Genomic DNA, 18,413 nt, shown 5'->3' on the forward strand with positions numbered 1-18,413 from the left:
TAATTTTGAAATCAGATACCGATCTATTGGCTTTCGAATGATAATCCGGGAATATAAGCCCAGATTATAATTACATCCGACATAATCTATATAAGAATTACACCGTATACATATAGTCTGTAACCGTACATATTTACTGTTCCGAAAACAATTTACACAAATATCGGTTACACTGAATAAACAAAGTTCATGAAACCAGGGACTAAAACTCTTATCAAAGATTAATAACCAATAAATTACAATAGATACATAAATAGTTTATAATTAAAAAACAGGAGGTATTGATATGTTATGGGAATTTACTTTCAGATTATTTTTAGCAGGAATATTAGGAGCAGTCATAGGACTCGAACGGGAATACAGAGCCAAAGAAGCCGGGTTCCGTACCCATTTTCTGGTCTCTCTGGGAAGCGCCCTTATTATGATCGTTTCTCAATACGGATTCGAAGGCGTATTAGGTGAAAACGGCATAGGACTGGACCCCAGCCGTGTAGCAGCACAAGTCGTAAGCGGTATAGGTTTTATCGGTGCCGGCACTATAATTATTCAAAGGCAATTTGTCCGTGGCCTTACAACAGCAGCAGGAATATGGGCCACTTCGGGCATAGGACTGGCCATAGGAGGCGGATTATATGGAGTCGGCATTGTTGCGACCACATTTACTTTACTTGGACTCGAACTCCTTTCTATTATTTTCAGGAAAGTAGGAATGCACAGTATATCGTTAGAATTTTGTACAAGCGAAGAAAACAACCTGAAAAAAATAACAGAAAAAATAACTTCTGCTAACGGCCGATTCGTCAGTTATTCGGTAAAAAAAGAAATATCCGAAGACAAAATATTATACCACGTATCAATGGTAGTAAAAACGAGAGACAACAGAGACGAAAAAGAGCTTATTTTATTTCTGCAAGGGCAACCGAATTTAATAATCGAAAAAATAGAGTGATAAGGATAATATAATAATGCATATATCATTTACACAATTTTTCAGCAATAACACAACAGCATACATTCCCTTATTATCCCTAATAAATCATACTAATATTTATCAGGAAAAAATCCGTCTATCATAAAAAACAATTACTATTTCTTTTTCCAACGGCTAAGATATTTTATTCCCCGGGTAAAAAACCATGAAATAAAACGGGAATGACCGTTCTCTCTTAATATCTTACGACAATATTCCTGAAATTCGGCCGCTGAACATTCTTTCGTAAATTTACCATTCTGATAACAAAAGCTGCAATATTCCTCGTTCAATGAACCGTCGGCATTAATTCCACCCCCCAACGGATCATGATCCATAGGCATACCACAACTTTGGCAAAAATGTCTTTTGCGCTTCATAATTAATTCATATTCTGATTTCCACTATCTATAACAAAACAAATATAATATTATTTCCATAATAATTCAACAATTTAAACAAAGAATATCTTATTTTCTATTTCATTGATAATAACCGTCAACTATAATATACCATTCGTAAAACCGTCTTATTAAAAAATACACATGCATGTAATCTCTTTTAATCTACTTTGCATTACAACTAAAAGCCATACTCGAAAATAGTATCATACCCTTTTACGGAACAAATACAATTTAATGAGCAAATAAATTAAAAAAACAACTTCGCTTTTTCACTGAAATAGATTTAAAGCCTACGAAGATCGTCTGTCGCGAGGACAAACGGTCTTTTTTATAATCATTCTCGAAAGATTCTACAATGCCATTATTTTAACTTCGAGTAAAATATTTTACGCCGGTTTATCTGACATATAAAAAAATATTTCTTTTTTTGTGTTACAAATTCTCTTCTGTTTCGTTATCAGATAAAACAAATAGATATAGTGCGAAAAGTTATCATGAATATTTTATGAGCCAGGAACCGTTACTTACTGCTTACCTGAAGTTAAAAAAGAATCTGCTTCAGATGACAGGACGACTGCTAAGGAACGAAGAGGATGCTTCGGACGCAGTACAAGAAGCTTTTTCCAGGCTTTGGATAATCAAGGACCGTATCCATGATGAAAAAGAAGCTTCCGCTTTGGTTATACGCACGGCACACAATATCTGTATCGACAATATCAGACATCATCAAAGTATTCGGAATCATGAAATAAGTATTGAAACAGAAAATATTCAAATTTCCGACACAACAGACAAAGAACTGGAAGTCCGGGAAAAATTCATACTGGTAAAACAAATTATAGATCGGGAGTTATCTGAATTGCAACAAAAAATACTGGAAATGAAAGAGTTCGAAGGATATGAAATCGAAGAAATAGCACAAGAACTCAATATGCAACCTACAGCCGTTCGTATGAATTTATCCCGGGCCCGAAAAGAAATAAGAAACCAATATAGCCGTTTGACTCATGAAAAATAGCCCTGTACACCAGCCCTGTAGCAGCTCATCTGACTGGAAAAAACTCCTTAAAAAGTATTACGAAGGAGCAACCACCGGAGAAGAAGAAAAAAAACTCAGGCAATATCTGCTCACACAGGAATCGAATAAAGAATTCCGTGATGATCTGGCTACGATGGCTTACACCGCAACGGGACAAGCTTTGCACAAACTTCACCGAAACAAGGCAGCATCACAAATTCCGCTATATCATTACCTCGCCCGTAGCATCGTAGCTGCGGCACTTATTGGTATCATAATAGGTTATTTTACACTACATAATAAGAATGATGAATATATCGTATATATCCATGGTAAAAAATATACTGAATCGGAAATAGTCCTGAAAGAAATGAAACAATCCCTGGCCGAATTCGATAATACCGAAATTTCGATAGAGCAGGAGTTATTCGATATTTTAGGACAACCGGCCAATAAATAACATAAGCATATAATACGGCAAATGAAAAGAATATTATCCATACTCACATTTTTACTATTGTTGTCCTGGAACAGCATATATGCACAGAAAGGACTTAATATAGAACCTGTTTTTTCAGGAGAATACAATGATAAGGAACAAGCCGTCGTAATCTATCTGAAAGGTAAAAAATTAAAACCATATCACCTGGATATCTTCTACAGTGTTTCGATACAGGATTCTCAGGACGACGTATTGAAATTTGAAAAAGCAGTACTGGCGGACGGAAGAAATGCATCTAACAGCGAGATCATCAAATCGGGGAACAAAACACTCGCCTGCTACTATCAATTGCCGCCAGATAAAAAAGATGGTCCGAACCGTTTTATTTTATTCAGGAAAAAAGGTTCGGCATCGGCAACCCTTATTTATATGGAAGGAAATACCGAACTCGATTCGCTCATCAACATCTTCATAAACAAGAAAAAACAATAATAAAATATATACTTATGAAAAAACTACTTATCTTACTATTATGTACCGTGTCGATTCCGGCTTTCGCCGTCCCAGATGAAAAACCGGACACAACATTCACTTTCAATGATAAAAAATTCGTAATCAACGATTCTACAGAATTTATTACGGTAAACGTTTATCAGGATACAACCTCCCTTGAAAAAATATACGAAGCCCGCTTCAATAATGGAAACCGTCACGAAACCTGGCAACTAAACGAATCCATTACATTTCCCTTCTCTGATCTGATAGGAAATAACGAGAAAAAAAGAAATCGGATGAAACCGCATTGGAGTGGTATCGGATTCGGATTCTGTCAAGCTATGGACGGTATGAGTTTTATCAATAAACCTAACGGTGTATCCATTAATTTCTCACGTTCATACGAAATATTCTGGAATATTTTTTCCTACAGGCTAACAAAAAGCAAACGCAATTACGGGCTGGTATCGGGTATCGGACTTGACTGGCGTAATTATGTAATGGACGATAACCGGTACTTTGTAAAAGAGAATCAACATATTCTCATACAGCCATGCAACGAAAACATGAGCCTGAAATATTCCAGACTTAAAACACTGGATATTACAATTCCTCTCCTATTCGAATGGCAACCTGAATCTAACCGCAATTTTTTCTTTTCAATAGGTCCGGTAATGAATATCAAGACTTACAGCAGCCTAAAGACTTTGTACAAAGTTGAAGATACGGAACACAAAATATTTCACAAGAACATAAACCCAAACCCAGTCAATATGGATATTCTTTTACAAGCGGGGTACAACTTCATTGGTTTCTACGCCAAGTATTCACCGTTCAACATTATGCAAAGCAAATACGGCCCCGATATGCAAAGTTTTTCTACGGGTATTATGCTTTTATTCTGATCTAAACAAATCCACCTACAACAATGCCGGAAAGACTCATTGTCTTCCGGCATTATCATAACACGCATTTCAGATACACACAATCGTCAAAAGCAATAATATTTCTCTCTAAAAATTATCTATGTATAATAATAGACGCGACTATTCCGCCAGTTGCTTTACCCGGCAACCCCATATCGCATAATATAAGATGTATATCTCACCCAAAACGACAATCGCCCAAGTCAATCTCCAGCTCCCCTGCATGGCATCGGCAAATATCCCCTGAAAAAGCGGAAGTAAAGCTCCGCCAATCACACCGATCATAAAGACCCCGGAAGCTACCGACGTATATTTTCCCAACTTATTGACCGATAGTGTAAAAATAGCTCCCCACATAACCGAGTGAAATAATCCTACTACCACCAGTAACCAAGGATTGTTCAATATAATAGCTAAGAGAGTAAACAATGCTGCAAATACCGCAGCAAATGCCAGCTGCGAATCGGGAGAGATCCTGCTTAAAGAACCGGATATAAGTCTTCCGGCCAGCATTCCCGCCCAATAAAGGGTCGCCATCAACGCAGGTATAGAAAAATTCACATCAAAAATAGTCATAGAATGCAAACCGAAAAATGAAAATAACTCTCCCTTATTTTCCAGCTCCAGCGCATATAAATTAATATTCGCACCCACACATACTTCCACACCCACGTAAAAGAAAATAGCGATGATACCCAACGTGAGATGACTGAACGACCACACGCTTTTTTCAAGCTTCTCACCCTTTTCCGCTTTTGTTCCCTGTATATCAGGCAGACTTAACCGCGACATAACGACCGCTACAATAGCAATAACGACCATTAACCACATAAAAGGGGCTTGAAGCTGAGCAACCTGTACATCTTCCATCGCAATTCCCCCGAAAACAATTCCGGTAACGAAGAACGGTGCAACCGTAGTTCCTACCGAATTTGAAGCTCCTCCTATATTCAGTCTCTGGACAGCCTGAGTACCTTTCACATTACAAGCTGTCAAGTAAGGATTAATAACAACCTGAAGGATAGTAGCAGCCGACCCTACTACGAAAGATCCCAATAAAAAGATAAAATATCCCCAAGGAATTACAGCCGATGCCAGATGTATTTTCGATTCAGGAAATTTCACCGTATAAAACGAAGATAACCAAAAAATACCCAATCCGACGACCATAATCAGTAAGGCGCGGATTAAAGTTCCTTTATAACCGTACCGCGTAGCCCACGCCGAACCGATTCCTCCCGTTACCGGATAAGCCAGAAACCAGGAAAAAGATATTAATGTGGCGAAAGTATTTTTCAAATCGCCCGCTCCACTTAAAAATGCGGATTTCAACGGTCCTTGAAACTGACCGTTAGCTGTAGTTAAAAATCCGACAAAGAAAAATAAGACTACCAGTGTGATAAAAGGAGCCAAATAGTTTGTTTGATTCTGTTTTTGTGTCATGGTCATTATTTTTTAAAGTCTGTTTTTTACAGGCGGATAATTAAAAAAGAAATTATTATTTTGTTTTCTTATCCGGCTTTATATCCTGTCCGCATTGAAACTCCGAACCGCTTCATAGAACGCTTTTATATTCTTTAACGGCACATTCGGGGGGACATCACATCCCGATGAAATGATATAATTCTTATACTGTACTGTTTTCTCAAGTAACTTTCTCGTAATTAAGAAAACTTCTTCGGAAGACATCATTTTAAAAACTCCTACCGGATCAAGATTTCCCATAACCAAAACATTTTGCGGAACCTGTTTCAATATTTCAAGCATATCAGCCTTATTTCCGAAATGATATCCCATGGCTCCCGTTTCCAGCATAGCTCCGGTACAATGTCCCGTATTACCACAATTATGCAGGACTATCATGAAATTATCATCTTGTACTTCTTCTATAATAGCCTTTATATACCGGGAAGAATAAAGTGAACAATCTTCATTACTGATAAGTCCGGCCGCAGGCTCGGCCATTATTACACCGTTTATCCCTGATTCTTTCATCGCCCGGCAATATTTCAGTATAAATTGACTACATTTATCCAGTAATAAACTGACTGTATCAGGCTCGGTATATATAGCCATCATGATTTCCGTCATATCGAATAACCGCCCGGCCAATGAATAAGGCCCTATACACCCGCCAAAAATGGGTTTTTCCTTGATATTCCCGGCTGCCAGACGATTAGCTTTCAAATATTCCGCTACACGGCCTTTTTCCAGTGAAGGTACTTCAAGCGCTTTCACAGAATCGTAATCCGAAACAAGCCTGTTCACCACGCTCGGCACTTCATTTTCAGGAAAAACCACATCTGCTCCGAATGCTTCCGCTTCTACCGTCAGGTCCATGATGGTAGTACAGGCATCTGCCGGATACATATCATACAGTCTTTTGATGGCTTCATAATGGACCTGTCCGTCAGTAACTGCATCAATTACGCGGTTTCCCGTCATTTCAATTCCCGGATGTGTCATGATAGGAATAGCCAACCGTTTTGAAGAATTTAAAGTTTCTTCCATCCATTTTCTCATATTTCTCATAACTCTATACCTCCTTTCGTTTGTAACAATTCTTATTTTCGCAAATATTGCATGAATATGCTTTCCGTTCTATATTTCTGCCTATTCCGATAATTCCGCTCACCGACTTGATAGGCAACATAAGGCAAGAGTCAGTCAATATTATTCCGCAAGGATTATCCGGCAACAAAGAAAATAACAATTGCTGCTCTGTAAGTTTCCACCCACAATATCCGGGACTATAAGGATAAGTAAAATCATCATTTACATTCATTGCCAGCTCATCGGAAATCTTTGTTACACAGGCTTCCGCAATTACGCTTCCTATGGAATCAGCAATGAATTCCTCCAAAATCTCACCTTTGTCCCGAAGTTGCTTCTTATATTTATCGTACGCTGTTCCCGCAGTCGTGGCAAAAACACAACACTTCTCCATTCCATACAAGTAACGGGTGATTATTCTTCCCGGCTTAAAACGTTTATAGCCGATTTCTACCGAAACCTTATCTAAAACACTTCCGTCATAGATCTCATAAACATATTGCGGATCACAAATCCGGCTAATTTCATTATAAATCCTATCTACGGATAACAAAATATTTTCTTCCGGTATATGTTTCTTATACCCCATTCCAAGAAAAATCTCCCCTTTATCTATATTCAACGAGGAAAGATTCAGTCTACAATATTTCATAAGAGATCAGTATAAAATAAAAGTCCTATCCAGCCTTTAACTCATGGGATGTTTGCCCTAATCTATAAAATCATTTCACATTCCCAATAATTCTTTTGCTTTTTGCACCGCAGCATTAGCATTCGAAGTATAAGCATCCGCCTTAATCTGTCTTGCAAAATTATCATTCAAAGGAGCTCCTCCTACCATGACTTTCACTTTATCCCGTACTCCGGCATCCTCCAAGGCTTTAATCACTTCTGCCATATAATTCATTGTCGTAGTCAATAACGCCGACAAACATACGATATCGGCATTCAACTCTTTTACCGCTTTTACAAATTGTTCACTTGAAACGTCAATTCCCAGATTAATCACTTCAAACCCACACCCCTCGAACATAGAAGCAACAAGATTTTTACCTATATCGTGCAAATCGCCTTTCACGGTTCCGATTACAATTTTCCCCAGTGTAGCATTATTTCCATCACTTAATAAAGGTTTGAGTATTTCCAGCGAGCCTTTCATGGCCCGGGCAGACATCAATAAATTGGGAACAAATGCTTTTCCATCCTGAAAACGTTGCCCTATGACTTCCATTCCTTTAATAAGTGCGTCGCTGATAATAACCTGCGGGTTAGCTCCCTCTTCAAGAGCTTTATTTACATTCTCTGTCGCCACTTCGAGTTTGCCGGTCTCGATTGCGACCTGAATCTTATCTAATAATGCCTCCATAATATATATTATTTTTATTTTAATTGATCTTGCGCCACCTCAATAAATGCCAGTATATTTTCCAACGAAGTATCCCCCTCAACCGAATGAGAAGGAGAAAAAATGTATCCTCCGTCTCTTCCTGCTTCCAGTAATTTTTTTGATTCGGCCACGACCTCATCCCGGGTTCCAAACGGTAAAGTCTTCTGCATAGAGAGCCCTCCATGAAATGCCAGACGTCCCCTATAACGGGCCAATATATCATATACATCCATTACTTCGGGCTGAAACGGATTAAAACAGTTCAAACCTATGGATATCAAATCATCGAACAACTCATCCACATCTCCGCAACTATGAATCATGACGAACTTTCCTGCTTCTCTGACACGGCCGTACATACGTTTCAAACGGGGATAAATAAATTCCCTCCATAAGTCGTATCCCATAATCAATCCGACCTGTTGTCCCCAATCGTCTCCAAAGTAAACAGCATCAATATCATACTCCAACGCTTTGTCTACCTGAGCCAGATTATAGTCACATATCGCGTCCAGTAGTTCATGAACAAAACCGGGATTGATATAAAAATCCATTAACAGATTCTCTATACCACGTAACGTCCAAGCCCGTTCATATAATGAAAAGCCTATCTGGAAACAACGAAATAAATCCGGTTTTTTTTCTATTTCCGATTCGATATTATCATAAAAACGCGGATCATGCGGATCTGGAAACGTATAGTCCTTCAATGTCGGTTCCGAAAGTAAACAACCTTTTACATCGCCTATATCTTTATCCACACTCCTGTCCCATATCACTTTAAAAACATCCTGATAAAGATTATTTCCCAAATAATCGAAAAAGCCATAATCATTTCCCAAGTTTAATATATGATTTCCTAATGGAACATCCAGATCTTCCACTCCATAATATTCTTGTAATAATTCTTTCGGTTCCTGTGTAAACTTAAAAGACCAAGGTACATAAGGAGGCTTTTTACCTTCCAGAACGGCCCTCACTACTTCGCGCTTTGTCATTTCGATATTATATTATTTAATTAAAGACACTTTTAAGCAAAGATATGGTAAGATATTTATTAATATATATTCAGAAATTGCCGAAAAATATTCTATATTTGCACTATATCTAATATTAGAGATAAAACCATGAAAAAACTAACCTTTGAAAAAATCATACCTGATAACGAAAGCTCATTCAAAGCAACCATATTTGAAGAAAAATACTTTTCTTCTCCTTTGCACTTCCATCCTGAATTCGAAATCATATTGATCGAAAAAGGAGACGGTTTATGTTTCTGTGGTGATTATGTAGGCCGGTTCCAACCGGGCGATATTGCCGTATTCGGAAAAGGACTGCCCCACTTTTACTTAAGCGACAACAGGTTCTATAAAGAAGACTGTGAAGAAATATGCCAATCCATATGCATTCAATTTAAAGAGGAATTACTTCCTCTGGATTATAAACAAATGCCTGGATTCAAATCAATTTATCATATATTAAAAGAAGCGGAAAGAGGCGTCTATTTCTTTTCCAAAGGGAATAAAAAACTGATCGAACTTATCCGTTCGATACCTAAAACCAAGCGATTCGAAAAAATTATCCAGCTGTATACCATACTCAACATATTGGGAGAATCAAACGGTTATACCGTTCTGGCCTCTTATAACTACCAAAACAATGACATCAGCCAGGATACCGTATATCAGAAAGTAATAACTTATATAAACAAACATTACCAGCAGGAAATCACGCTCGAAGAACTCGCAGACTCTGTGTGCATGAACCGTTCCGCTCTTTGCCGCCGGTTCAAGAAAGTTGCAGGCAAAACCATCTTTGAATTTTTAAATGAATTCCGGATAGCATATGCCTGTAAATTAATAGCTAATACCGACAACAAAATATCGACTATAGCTTATGACTGCGGATTCAATAATCTGGCACATTTCAACTCTCTATTTAAAACGTATACAAACCATACTCCAAAATCATATCGCAATTATTTCCACATGCAAGAATAGAACCCGTATCACATCCCCCTTAGTTATCATTGAACAGTAAAATCATACATACCGGAAGATAATTCATAAACATATTTCCCGTTCTCTCTACCTTTAAAAGTTACGCCTTCCATACCGGGAGAAACAGAAACCTCGCCCTTTTTCACATTTTGCGGATATAAAGTTTCTAAATACAATATTGCAGTCGTATTCGCCGGAATTGTAAATTTATAGTGACATTTCGTTCCTTCTACTTTCCAGCTACTTTCTATACGGCCGTACATAGAATCATAATATCCTCGGGCATATGTCATTTTCCCTGTAGGATCCGGTTCAGGTTTTAATATAAAATGTTTAAATCCCGGATAATTTTCGTCTCTCTCTATTCCCAAAGAACAGGAATACAGCCAGTAACCTACCGCACCGAAAGAATAATGATTAAATGAATTCATCTGATTATTTCCACCGAAGCCATTGGAACGAGTATAAGAATTCAAGCGTTCCCATATCGTAGTAGCCCCTTGCTTCACCGGATAAAGCCAAGAAGGATAACTATCCTGCTGAAGGAGACGATAAGCAATATCGCTCCGGCCGTTAGCCGATAAAGCGACATTAATCCAGGCCGTACCGATAAAACCGGTCATGAGGGAATAAGGAATACAATCTATTCCGTCGTCGGTCTTATTCTCACGTATAACAGTACCGACAAGATTTTCCAAAATTTTACTTCTATCTTTTTTGTCAGGTAAATCAAAAGCTAAAGGTAATACATAAGAAGTTTGGCTGTCGACCAAATCTCCTCTTTCCGTTTTATACTTACTGAACTGTTTTCCTCCGGAATGAATTGTCTTTCCCGTAATAACATCTATATATGTTTTATTAAAGAAAGACTTTCTTTCCTCATAAAGTTTTTTGAAAAAGGCTTCATCTTCTTTTTTATTCAGTACGGAAGCGATCTTAGCCATTAGTTCCAAATCATAAATAAAATATGCCTCCCAAAGAAGAGTCTTATCATTCCTGTCGTCCTCCGGACTCAGCCAATCTCCCAGATTTCCCCACGCACCCGGATCGTCCTGAACGAATATCCCGCTCTCACGGTCAATATTTTTTCTATATAAGAAATCAATATAATCCTTCATGGCATCGTAATGTTCCGAAAGAGATTGCCGGTCGTTATATTGCATATAATTTTCCCAGGCAACAGTAATACCGGCACTTCCCCATAATACACCACCGAAGCCACCACCGACCGGAGCGACATCGGCAAACCTGCCGTCACTACGCTGCACATCACGCATGGCCTTTATATGACGCTTCAAAAACGGCTGTACATCGGCCAGATAAGTAGCGGTACGGGAAAAAACCGATATATCGCCACTCCATCCCATTCTCTCATTCCGCTGGGGACAATCGGTAGGAATAGACAAAAAATTACCGAATGTCGACCAAGTTATATTTTTCCATAATTTATTGACATCCTCATTTGAAGATTCATAATTAGAAGCCAGATGATGAACCGAACTGATGACTTCTCCTTTTACATCGCTTACCGGAAGGGCAGAAGAAATTCCTGTGATTTCTACATAACGATAACCATGAAAAGTAAAACGGGGATTTATCGTCTCTTCTCCACCCCGGGTTATATAAATATCCTGCGCCATAGCTCCCCTGATATTTTCCAGCATGAGCATACCTTTATTGTCTTCATACTGAGGTAAATCCGGATATAAAATCTCCGCAAACCGCAACGTAATTTTTTTCCCGGATTCACAACCTGTCAATTTAATCAGAGGCACGCCTACCATATTCTGTCCCATATCGTAAATATATACGCCGGGACGGACCTCTTTGACCGAAACAGCCGATAGTTCCTTTATCTTACGGGGAGACGGGCCTATATCACACATCAGCCTCATATCATCATACTCATTTTGCAATAGACCATGATGCACCGCCGGAGCCGTATTGCCAGCAAGAGGTATAACAGATGCGTTTTTCCACCTGCTATCATCGTAAGAGGCCGTGCACCATCCTCTCACCGCATCTTCCCGCCCGGCATTATAAACCTCCCCCTGGAAGAAACTCCCGTACGTTACAGGGCCCTCGCTATAACATTTCCAGGAATCGGGACGAGTCGTTACAATTTTTTCTCTTCCATCCGAATAAGTAACGACCAGTTTCGCCAGTAACGACTGCCTGTCTCCAAAAAGGTTCCAGGCATCTCCTCTATAAGTAATACCTCCGCTCCACCATCCCTCACTTAATATGGCTCCTATTGCATTTTTACCGGGACCGATCAGAGAAGTCACATCATATACATGATAAAAATGCGTTTTATTATACTGGGATAAACCGGGATTAAAATAGTCATTCCCGACACGCTTACCATTTATGTAAACTTCATATATTCCCCGGGCTGTAATATATAAACGGGCTTTTGTTACCCGTCCGGAACTTTCGGAATTAAAAACGGTTCGTAACATGGGTGCGGCATTCCTGTTTACATTCTTCGTCCGTAATATTCCGTTATGCCCTCCGGTCAGATCGTATCTATGTTTATCCGAGTACAACGTATTGGAAGGCATCCGGTAATTCTTGATTTCAATATCGGAAAAAGAAGCTTTCATTCCGGGCCAGACCTGAAATCCTATTTCCCCTAAAACCGGAAACGTAATAAAATCACCTCCTTGTCCCAACGGATTCAGATTCAATTCAGCGACTAAATTTTGCTTTTCTCGACCATTAATATATATCTGTGTATATCCGTATACAGAATTAATATACAGTCGGTGTTTCTGATAACTATTATCTTTATTAAGGACAAACAAGGGTATTTCGAAACTTTTAAATGGAACATCTTTTTTGTCCGAAGGATGATATCCTACCCTGTAAACGTTCAGGGAGGCAAGCCCGTTCTTCTTCAAATTTCCTGCATCTATCTCCACAGCGATATATGACTCATTGTATTTGCTCTCGATATTATAGATATTCTTGTTTTTATCCATTAAACGATAATCATTCGCACCATAGACAAAAGCCGCTTTAGTCGTCCCGGAAGATTCATCGAATTGTAAAGTACAGCTAACTTTATAGACGGGAAGATAATGCGCATAAAGTACCAGATCATTGCTGCCTATCCATTGTGCCCCGTTCCATGCGGAAGAAATCCGGTCCGGCTGCATCAGTCCGGTCTCGAAGCAGGAAGTCGCCGAATGTCGCTCATTATCCTGGTCCCATACTTGCAATATCCAGTCATATCTGGTTTCCGGACTTAGCGGTAATCCGTCATAACGGATATTCAAGGATTCGTCACTCCCTGTTTTACCTGAATCCCAGACAGTCTTACCCGACTCATCCGAAACGGTAATCCGGTAAGCTTTCTGATAACATCCGCGACGGCCGTCATCGACCGTCATCTGCCAGCTGAACCGGGGATTCCCGGTCTCTATTCCTAACGGCTCGTGTTCATATTCAACTTTCAGATGCTCCACCGTTATTCCAGCCTTTGCAGAAATACAAAACAAGCAACTGCATATCAATACTGTAGCAAATCCCAACACACGCATAAAATCCTCTATATACATATTTCTATTCAGCGATAAAAGAATAAATACCGGCAGGGCAACTAAAAGTAATATACCTATCTGTCACTATTCCCTCCGATACAATACCGTTATCGACATACTTTCCATGGCTCCAGACCAAGCGATCGTTTATTTTTATCACTTTATATTTCCTTAGTTTCGGAATACCTATCGTTGCATTCGATCCTTCGGGAACTCCTGCCTGCAAATAAAATTTCTTGTCTTTAACCTGAAACGCCGATTTGATCTCGCCTTTTACCGAAGGCACTTTCGTTTCGGCATATTTCAAGGGACCGGGCTGTGGCATAATCCGGAATTTTTCAAACCCGGGAGTGACTGGCGATACCCCGCAAATATATTGAGAACAGACAACTAACCCGCCGCCACTCCAGCCATGATTAACGGTTCCCCCTCCGAAACCGTCTTTTCCGATCCCCCACCCTTCGAACAATGTAGTATAGTCGGGATGATTCACCATATAGGCAAAACGTTTCTCATGCCGTGCTATAGCTTCTTTTTCATATCCCATTAGCATCATCGCTTCGAAAACATATTTCTCCATATAAGGGCTGGCATGTTCTTCCTGCTTAAAAATATTCAATATTGAAGGATATTTGGATTTATCGGCAATACCCGAAACAACAGCCAAAGCCTGTACCCGGTCATCGACAGCCCCTTCATAGAGAGGATGGCGATATGCATTCCCATTCCAGAATTGCCCGTTGAACGATTTCTTAAATTTTTCCAGGAATGCTCCGTAAGACATTGCATCGTTCGCATAATCCAGCTCGACAGCCATATTATACATGCCGCGAACAGCTATATAATACCAAAGGTTATATAGCAAAACCATATCTTTATGCTCTCCCCAGTCTCCCCATGTCCAGTCTCCATTCCTGAATTTCATCGTTCCTTTTCCATCCGGCTCCCACAATTCCAAATACTTTTTTATCTTAGGGTACAACTCTTTAATCAACGTCTTATCGGCTGAATACATGTAATAATACCATATGCCATATTCACCTATTGTAGCCAGAACCTGTCCGGGAAGTTCATCGAACCAGTTACCGGCCGGAACGGGAGCGAACATGCTTCCGTCAGGACGCTGCCAGTTCACCGTTTCTTCAAGCCACTTCCTCACAAGCTTATGACTCGAAACCGACAAAGCATAATATGCTTCTAATGATTCATTAACAGCATCGCCCGCCCACTGGGCTCTCTCCCTGTCGGGACAATCCATAAAATTATCCCGCATTGTAATATACAAAGAGCGACAGGATTTTTTCCATAGCCGGTTCAAAAAATCATCGGAACAATTAAAATAACCTGAAAAATCGGCATCATATCCCGTCTCTCTATAACGCACATCTATAACTTCGGCGCCGTCAGGAATAACATAATACATTTTATGTCCGTTGATCCAGGCCAGATGTTCATACTCTTGTATTCCGTCTTTCGTAATATATTCTCCATATATGCAGGTAGAAGGGCTGAAAAGCAGATAACTGTCCGTAAACATCTTCACTGCCCTTCCTTCAGAAGCCTTCAGCTTTATATAAGGGGTGAACTGACAATTATAAGGAAGTTTACATATAAGGGTGTCTCCGCTTCGATATTTTTCGGGAAACGATTTCAGTCCGTAATTTCTGAACATAGGAATACTACGTCTATGCAATTTATTCCACGGATAGCATCCTGCTTCACCAAATACACGCACTTCCTGTAATTTATTCGGATCGAAACCGGAAGAAGTCCAGTCCCCTATCTCTTGTCGGGCATCATATGAAACATTCGACTCCGACAGCCGGAAATTGGGTACAGGCCCTTTACTCATACCATACGATTTCAACACACTTCCTCTCCAGGTCTTATCGCTTATAATCTCCCATTCCGGGGTCACGCATTCAAAAAGCAAACCTGCTTTCCCACTACTTATATGCGAAAATCCGTCTTTCCCGAAATACCACATAAGTACAGTAACAGTATTTTTTCCTTGCTTCAGCCAAGGAGCGATATCTATCTCATCGTAATAAGTATCGGTAGGGTTAGGTCCCCTTTTCAAACCTCCTTCGAAAACAACAGGCTCCCCGTTTATCCACAACCAATATTTACTGTCTACGGCTATCCTGGCTATTGCCTGTCCCGGAACTTTAGCAACGTCAGTCTGTTTACAAAACACATACCAGGAATTAGTTACATTCTGATTATCAAAAGCAACGATCCATTTTGCTTTCCAGTCGGCAGAATAAACCGTAAAACTGATAAAAAAAACTATTAACGATATTATCCCTTGTTTCATAGTTATATACAGATTAAGAATTTTTGTTTTTCATTCTCACACCGAAAATCCGCATGTCAATCCGAAGGCTTACAATTACCTACTATTATATCTTCGCGGCACGGCCGAAACCATATCACGAAGATAATCATTATTTTACTATCACAGTTACAGAACTTTTAATATCGGTAGCAGAAGAAGCGCAATGAAGCGTAAAACGATCCGATTCTATATTCCAGTCTTTGCTCGTATCATCATAAAAAGCCAGCCTGTCAACCGGTATTTCGACCTTAACGACCGTACTTTCCCCTGCTTTCAGGAACACTTTTGAAAAACCTTTCAATTCTTTTAACGGGCGTTCTAATGAAGGATTCGACTGGGAAGCATATATCTGCACCGTTTCTGCTCCTGCCATTTTTCCCGTATTGGTCAACTCCACAGATAAAAGAATCGTTTCATTTTTTCTATATTCTTTTTTATCCGATTTAATTTTACCGAATTTAAAATTGGTATAAGACAATCCATATCCGAAAGGAAATTGCGGAACAATCTTTTTCGTATCGAACCAACGATAACCGACATATATGTCTTCTTTGTAACAAACATCTGTCCCGTCTCCGGGGAAAGACAGGTCTCCATAAAAATGAGCACCGTTGTCTTCTAATCGCTTAGGAATACTAAAAGGAAGTTTCCCGGAAGGATTCACCTTTCCCGAAATAACATTTGCCGTTGCACTCCCCGCCTCAGATCCCAAATACCATGACTGCATAATTGCCGGGACCTTTTTTACCCAGGGCATTGCCACCGCATTTCCACTGATAAGGATGACTCCGGTATTTTTATTTGTATGGCATAGCTTTTCTATCAGTTCATTTTGTCCGTAAGGAAGTTCAAATGTTCTACGGTCTTCCCCTTCACAATCCTGGTAAAGCTCTTTATTCAACCCGCCGATAAAAAGAACAATGTCCGCAACCTTAGCCTTTTCCAGAGCTTCACCGGCCAGAAGACAATCATCTTGTTTTCGATCCGAGCTATATCCTTGCACGTATTCGATTACATCGCCGCCAAACTTATCAATCAATCCTTTTAAGGGAGATATTTCCTCTTTTACTTTCAATTCCGAAGAACCTCCACCCACGGTCAGCGGTCGGACAGCATTCTCTCCCACAACAAGAATTTTTCGATACTTTCCGGGAATAACCGGAAAAAAATCATTCTGATTTTTCAGCAACACAATTCCTTCTTCTGCAATTCGCCTCGCCACACCGGCATGCTCTTTTGTTGCAAAACTTCCGTAGGGACGATTCCGGTCCATAGTCGTACGGTACATAAGGCGTAAAATGCGGCGAACCTTGTCATCCAATTCCTTCCCGGTATATTTTCCCGATTTCAAACCGGCCAGATAAGCGTCCGCGAGATAAAAATCTCTGTAAGTAAACGGATCATTTTCCGGTTGCCGCTTAAACGTCCCCATTTCAATATCCAGCCCGTTCCTCACAGCCTCGTCTGTATCATGAGTACCGTCCCAGTCACTGACCACGACCCCGTCGAACTTCCAGTCTTCTTTCAACAACTTATTCAGCAGATAATCGTTATGACAACAATGAGTACCTCTTAACTTATTGTATGCACCCATAATCGCCCATGCACGACCTTGTTGTACTGCGGCTTTAAACGCTGGAAGATATATCTCATGCAACGCACGGTCACTTAGCTCGACATTGATATGTCCGCGCCATTTTTCCTGATTATTCAGTGCATAATGTTTTACACACGCCGCAACCCCGTTTTCCTGTACCCCTTGAACATAAGGGACTACCAGAACCGAACTAAGATACGGATCTTCTCCCATGTATTCAAAATTACGACCGTTCATCGGAGACCGGTAAATATTTATACCAGGACCCAATAAAATATCTTTCTTCCGATACCTGGCCTCTTCTCCTATTGCTTTTCCGTACTCATATGCCAGCACCGGATTAAAAGTAGCTCCCAAACAAGTCAGCGCGGGAAACGCCGTACAGGAATCGTTCGTCCATTTTGCCCCGGCAAAATCATCCCATAATGTTTCATTCCGTATACCATGGGGGCCGTCACTATGCCATATTTCCGGAATTCCTAACCGGGGTACTCCGGCTGAACTGAATTTTGCCTGAGCATGACACATCGCTACTTTTTCTTCCACCGTCATCCGGGAAATGGCATCTTCTATGCGTTGTTCTACCGGTTTAGAATCATCCAAATAAACCGGTATTGGTCGTTTTTGCGCCGAAGCGAATATTACCGAACTAACCAAAAGACCTAAAATAATCGTTTTTCTTTTCATAAACAGTTTATATATGCATAATTAATTACACCGGAATATATTATCACGAAA

15 protein-coding genes are annotated in these 18,413 nt (G+C 39.9%); 6 read left to right on the forward strand and 9 right to left on the reverse strand.

Features of this window, described 5'->3' with window-relative positions; all coding sequences use genetic code 11:
* Window positions 1–286 precede the first annotated feature (286 nt).
* The gene (locus tag OCV73_RS00565) at window positions 287–949 is read left to right on the forward strand and encodes an MgtC/SapB family protein (protein WP_147548352.1); all 663 of its coding nucleotides are present in this window, start codon (window positions 287–289) and stop codon (window positions 947–949) included.
* 137 nt (window positions 950–1,086) lie between these two features.
* Here OCV73_RS00565 and OCV73_RS00570 read toward each other — a convergent pair whose 3' ends face one another.
* Entirely contained in the window at window positions 1,087–1,350 is a 264-nt protein-coding gene (locus OCV73_RS00570) for a zinc ribbon domain-containing protein (RefSeq protein WP_147548353.1), read from the reverse strand.
* Window positions 1,351–1,879: 529 nt separating this feature from the next.
* On the opposite strand from OCV73_RS00570, the gene OCV73_RS00575 reads away from it, so the two are divergent.
* The 4 genes from OCV73_RS00575 to OCV73_RS00590 are packed head-to-tail and all read left to right on the forward strand — an operon-like array spanning window position 1,880 to window position 4,234.
* Complete coding sequence (locus OCV73_RS00575; protein ID WP_147548354.1) at window positions 1,880–2,392, forward strand: RNA polymerase sigma factor; 513 nt, start codon at window positions 1,880–1,882, stop codon at window positions 2,390–2,392.
* On the forward strand, window positions 2,382–2,852 hold the full coding sequence (locus OCV73_RS00580; RefSeq protein WP_147548355.1) for a hypothetical protein: 471 nt from the start codon (window positions 2,382–2,384) through the stop codon (window positions 2,850–2,852). Before OCV73_RS00575 ends, OCV73_RS00580 begins: the two co-directional genes overlap by 11 nt.
* 21 nt (window positions 2,853–2,873) lie before the next feature.
* A complete protein-coding gene (locus OCV73_RS00585) occupies window positions 2,874–3,326 on the forward strand; it encodes a DUF6108 family protein (protein WP_147548356.1) in 453 nt (150 codons plus the stop codon).
* 14 nt (window positions 3,327–3,340) lie between these two features.
* Window positions 3,341–4,234, forward strand: coding sequence for a hypothetical protein (locus OCV73_RS00590; RefSeq protein ID WP_147548357.1), 894 nt, complete (start codon window positions 3,341–3,343; stop codon window positions 4,232–4,234).
* Window positions 4,235–4,375: 141 nt separating this feature from the next.
* Here OCV73_RS00590 and OCV73_RS00595 read toward each other — a convergent pair whose 3' ends face one another.
* From OCV73_RS00595 to OCV73_RS00615, 5 genes are all read right to left on the reverse strand, one after another.
* Window positions 4,376–5,698, reverse strand: a complete 1,323-nt coding sequence (locus OCV73_RS00595; protein WP_147548358.1) for an MFS transporter — start codon at window positions 5,696–5,698, stop codon at window positions 4,376–4,378.
* Between the two features lie 78 nt (window positions 5,699–5,776).
* On the reverse strand, window positions 5,777–6,787 hold the full coding sequence (locus tag OCV73_RS00600; protein WP_147548359.1) for a uroporphyrinogen decarboxylase family protein: 1,011 nt from the start codon (window positions 6,785–6,787) through the stop codon (window positions 5,777–5,779).
* Window positions 6,788–6,791: 4 nt separating this feature from the next.
* Window positions 6,792–7,460 (reverse strand): vitamin B12 dependent-methionine synthase activation domain-containing protein, encoded by a 669-nt coding sequence (locus OCV73_RS00605; protein WP_147548360.1) that lies wholly within the window; start codon window positions 7,458–7,460, stop codon window positions 6,792–6,794.
* Between the two features lie 75 nt (window positions 7,461–7,535).
* Entirely contained in the window at window positions 7,536–8,174 is a 639-nt protein-coding gene (locus OCV73_RS00610) for a corrinoid protein (protein WP_147548361.1), read from the reverse strand.
* 14 nt (window positions 8,175–8,188) lie between these two features.
* Window positions 8,189–9,193 (reverse strand): uroporphyrinogen decarboxylase family protein, encoded by a 1,005-nt coding sequence (locus tag OCV73_RS00615; RefSeq protein WP_147548362.1) that lies wholly within the window; start codon window positions 9,191–9,193, stop codon window positions 8,189–8,191.
* Window positions 9,194–9,322: 129 nt separating this feature from the next.
* On the opposite strand from OCV73_RS00615, the gene OCV73_RS00620 reads away from it, so the two are divergent.
* Window positions 9,323–10,195, forward strand: coding sequence for an AraC family transcriptional regulator (locus OCV73_RS00620; RefSeq protein WP_147548363.1), 873 nt, complete (start codon window positions 9,323–9,325; stop codon window positions 10,193–10,195).
* A gap of 26 nt (window positions 10,196–10,221) precedes the next feature.
* On the opposite strand, the gene OCV73_RS00625 is transcribed toward OCV73_RS00620, so the two are convergent.
* From OCV73_RS00625 to OCV73_RS00635, 3 genes are all read right to left on the reverse strand, one after another.
* Window positions 10,222–13,740 carry an alpha-L-rhamnosidase gene (locus OCV73_RS00625; RefSeq protein ID WP_147548699.1) on the reverse strand — a complete coding sequence of 1,173 codons (3,519 nt, stop codon included), beginning with the start codon at window positions 13,738–13,740 and terminating at the stop codon, window positions 10,222–10,224.
* A gap of 22 nt (window positions 13,741–13,762) precedes the next feature.
* Window positions 13,763–16,057, reverse strand: coding sequence for an alpha-L-rhamnosidase-related protein (locus OCV73_RS00630; RefSeq protein WP_147548364.1), 2,295 nt, complete (start codon window positions 16,055–16,057; stop codon window positions 13,763–13,765).
* 130 nt (window positions 16,058–16,187) lie between these two features.
* Window positions 16,188–18,362, reverse strand: coding sequence for a beta-glucosidase family protein (locus OCV73_RS00635; protein WP_147548365.1), 2,175 nt, complete (start codon window positions 18,360–18,362; stop codon window positions 16,188–16,190).
* Window positions 18,363–18,413 lie beyond the last annotated feature (51 nt).

The sequence above is a fragment of the Barnesiella propionica genome (assembly GCF_025567045.1).
Classification (GTDB): domain Bacteria; phylum Bacteroidota; class Bacteroidia; order Bacteroidales; family Barnesiellaceae; genus Barnesiella_B; species Barnesiella_B propionica.